This is a genomic window from Fusobacterium perfoetens (assembly GCF_021531475.1).
Taxonomy (GTDB): Bacteria; Fusobacteriota; Fusobacteriia; order Fusobacteriales; family Fusobacteriaceae; genus Fusobacterium_B.
This window is the reverse complement of the sequence record NZ_JADYTX010000064.1, coordinates 1-3,836: the sequence shown is the minus strand read 5'-3', so window position 1 is coordinate 3,836 and position 3,836 is coordinate 1. Positions and strand designations below refer to the sequence as shown.

Below are 3,836 nucleotides of genomic sequence, written 5' to 3'. Positions count from 1 at the left end.
ATAACAGTATATTACATAAAAATTAAAATAGCTTAATAATTAAAAAATTATTATATAAATATTATACGAGGAGAAAATATGACAAAAAAAGAAAGAGTAAAATTTGTTTTGGAAAAATTAGAAGAAAAATTTGGAAAACCAAAATGTGCTTTAAATTATGATACTCCTTTTGAGCTTTTGGTAGCAGTAATTCTTTCAGCTCAATGTACAGATAAAAGAGTAAATATTGTAACTGAAGCTATGTTTAAAGAGTACAATACTCCAGAACAATTTGCTACTATGGATATAGAAAAAATAGAGGAACTTATAAAAAGTACAGGATTTTATAGAAATAAAGCTAAAAATATTCAAAAAGCTAGCCAACAATTGTTGGAAAAATATAATGGAGAATTACCTCAAGAGATGGATAAACTTCTTGAGCTTGGTGGAGTAGGAAGAAAAACTGCTAATGTTGTAAGAGGAGAGGTTTGGGGATTAGCAGATGGAATTACAGTTGATACCCACGTAAAAAGAATAACTAATCTTTTGGGACTTACGGAGGAACAAGACCCTGTTAAAATTGAGAGAGATTTAATGAAGATAGTTCCTAAAAAAAGTTGGATAGATTTTTCTCACTATATCATACTACAAGGTCGTGATAAATGTATTGCAAGACGTCCAAAATGTGATGAATGTGAGATAAAAGAAGCTTGTAAATATTACGAAAAAAAATTAAAAAAATAGCAATAATAATTCTTGACAAAAGAGATAAAGAAATGGTATAAATATATGTAGGATAGGAAAGAGTCTAGTGACATATAGGAGATGAAAATAATGAAAATATATTTAGATAATAATGCAACAACTAGATTAGACGATGAAGTATTTGAAAGTATGATACCTTTCTTTAAAGAAGAATATGGAAATGCTTTCAGTTTACATTTATTTGGACAAGAAACAGGAAAAGCAGTTGCTGAAGCAAGAAAAAAAGTTGCTGATGTAGTAGGTGCTCTACCTGAGGAAATAATATTTACAGGTTCTGGAACAGAATCAGACAATATAGCTGTAAGAGGTATTGCAAGAGCTTATAAAAATAGAGGAAAACATATAATAGTTAGTGCTATTGAACACCCTGGAATAAGAAATACTTGTAAAGATCTAGAAAGCGAAGGATTTGAAGTAACAGTTATCGGAGTAAATGAAAATGGTGTTGTAAATCCAGAAGATATAAGAAAAGCTATAAAAGATGATACTATTCTTATAACTGTAATGTACGCTAATAATGAAACAGGAGCTATCCAACCAATAGCAGAAATTGGAAAAATAGCAAAAGAAAATAAAGTATTATTCCACGTTGATGCTGTACAAGCTATGGGAAAATATGATATAAAACCTAAGGAATTAGGAATAGATACTTTAGCTTTCACAGCTCATAAATTCTATGGACCTAAAGGAATAGGAGCTTTATATATAAGAAATGGAGTTAGAATAGGAAAAGTTATAACAGGTGGAGACCAAGAGAAAAAATTAAGACCTGGAACAACAAATACTCCATTAATCGTAGGACTAGCTAACGCATTAGAAAAACAATTTAATAACAGAGAAGAAGAAAATGAAAGAATATCAAAATTAAGAGATTATTTTGAAGAAGAACTTTTAAAAAGACTTCCAGAAATAGTAGTAAATGCTAAAAATACTGAAAGACTAGCTGGAACTTCAAGTGTAACATTCAAATATGTAGAGGGAGAATCTATACTTTTAATGCTTAGCTTAAAAGGAATAGCAGTTAGTTCTGGTTCAGCTTGTTCTTCAAGTGATTTACAAGCCTCTCATGTTTTAGTGGCTATGGGAATTCCTGAAGAGTTTGCTCATGGAACTATAAGATTTAGTTTAGGAAAATACAATACTAAAGAAGAAATTGATTATACAATAGATACAGTGGTAGAAGTTATAGAAAAATTAAGATCTTTATCACCACTTTGGAATGAATTTGTAAATAAAAAATAGTAGACAAAAAGGAGAAAAATATGCAATATACAGAAAAAGTAATGGAACATTTCACTAATCCAAAACACGTTGGAGTTATGGAAAATCCTGATGGATATGGAAAAATCGGAAACCCATCTTGTGGAGATATAATGGAAATATTCTTAAGAATAGAAAATGATATAATCACAGATGTAAAATTTAGAACTTTTGGTTGTGCTTCTGCAATCGCTTCATCATCTGTTTCTACAGAAATGGTTTTAGGAAAATCAATAGAAGAAGCTTTAAAATTAACAAATAAAGCAGTTGTTGAAGAATTAGGTGGATTACCTCCTCAAAAAATGCACTGTTCAGTATTAGCTGAAGAAGCTATAAAAGCTGCTATTGAAGATTACTTATCTAAAAAAAATAAATAATTTTGATACTAAAGGGTGGGAATGTTAATCTCACCTTTTTTTTATTTGAAAAAAATGTTATAATCTACTGGAGATTTTAAAATTTGGAGGATAAATTTTGAAAAAAATAATATTATTGATGTTGATAATTGCTACTAACCTATTTGGAAATGTAGAGAATAAAAATTATAAATCATATATTTTGGCAACAGATGAGGGGAAAATAGTATCTGAAGAAAATTCAAGGGTTTTGTATCCGCTAGCTTCTGTAACTAAAATGATGACCCTTATGGTTGTTTATGACGCCATTGATTCTGGAGAAATATCTAAAAAAGATAGAGTTGTTATAGATAGTGAAACAGCAAAAGTAGGTGGTAGTAAAATTTGGATGGGAGTTGGACAAAAAATATCAGTAGATGATTTGATAAAGGCTACTGCTGTTCATTCAGCCAATAATGCTGCCTATGCCCTAGCTAAATATGTTGGAAAGGGAAGTGTAGATTCTTTTGTTAAGAGAATGAGATCTAAAGCTAAAGAACTTGGAATAGAAAATGAAGTTAAATTTTATACTCCCTCAGGACTTCCAAGTGATATGACTGGAAAAAAAATGGATGTGGGTAGTGCTTATGGAATATATAAAATATCAGTAGAGGTTTTAGAAAATCCAAAATACAATGAATATATAAATGTTGCTTCTAAAAAATCAGTAAAAATTTATTCAGGAAAAACAAGACTTTTAAATAGAAATAAAATTCTAGGAAAAGAGGGAATATTTGGAATAAAAACAGGTCATCATAGTGAAGCCGGTTATAATATGGCTGTAGCTTCTAAAAAAAATAATATAGAACTAGTCTATGTTATTTTAGGTGGCAAAAATGAGAGTATCAGAGATAAAAAGATTTTAGAGGATATAGGAAAATTTTATGATGAGAATAAGAGAGCTTTTTTCTTAAGAAAAGATAGTCCTGTAGATAATATTATTTTAGAAAATACTACAATGAAAAATTTAGAAATATTTCCAGAAGAAAGTTTTATAAAAATAGTTGGTAAAAATACAAAGGTTGAATTTATAGTTGAATATGATGAAATGAAACTTCCTTTAGAAAAAGGAAATGAAATAGGAAAATATACTCTTTTATTAGATGGTAAAATAGAAAAAGAGGGTAAATTGATTATAAAAGAAAAGATTTTAAGAAAAAATTCTAAATTTTCTGAATTTTCTTTATAATAAAAACCATTAGAAACAAAAGAAATTTAGAAAAAACTTTAAAAAAATAAAAAAAGTTATTGACACAATACGAAAAAAATGATAAGATAATACCTGTCCACAAGAGGACAGAAACGAAGGACATTAACAACAGAATAGAGAAATATGACAAGCAAACAACCTTATTTGGTGTTTAAAAAATGGTAAGTGTAAATTATTTGACCTAGTCAATAAATATATAAAGTTTTAATGAAGAGTTTGATCCTGGC

4 protein-coding genes are annotated in these 3,836 nt (G+C 28.6%); all 4 read left to right on the top strand.

What is annotated here, in order from left to right:
* Positions 1-78: 78 nt before the first annotated feature.
* Positions 79-723, top strand: a complete 645-nt coding sequence (gene nth, locus I6E15_RS09960) for an endonuclease III (RefSeq protein WP_177160682.1) — start codon at positions 79-81, stop codon at positions 721-723.
* 90 nt (positions 724-813) lie between these two features.
* Positions 814-1,986, top strand: a complete 1,173-nt coding sequence (gene nifS, locus I6E15_RS09955) for a cysteine desulfurase NifS (protein WP_235247623.1) — start codon at positions 814-816, stop codon at positions 1,984-1,986.
* Positions 1,987-2,006: 20 nt separating this feature from the next.
* On the top strand, positions 2,007-2,381 hold the full coding sequence (nifU, locus tag I6E15_RS09950; RefSeq protein ID WP_177160680.1) for a Fe-S cluster assembly scaffold protein NifU: 375 nt from the start codon (positions 2,007-2,009) through the stop codon (positions 2,379-2,381).
* 97 nt (positions 2,382-2,478) lie between these two features.
* Positions 2,479-3,588 carry a D-alanyl-D-alanine carboxypeptidase family protein gene (locus I6E15_RS09945; RefSeq protein WP_235247622.1) on the top strand — a complete coding sequence of 370 codons (1,110 nt, stop codon included), beginning with the start codon at positions 2,479-2,481 and terminating at the stop codon, positions 3,586-3,588.
* The last annotated feature ends 248 nt before the right edge of the window (positions 3,589-3,836 follow it).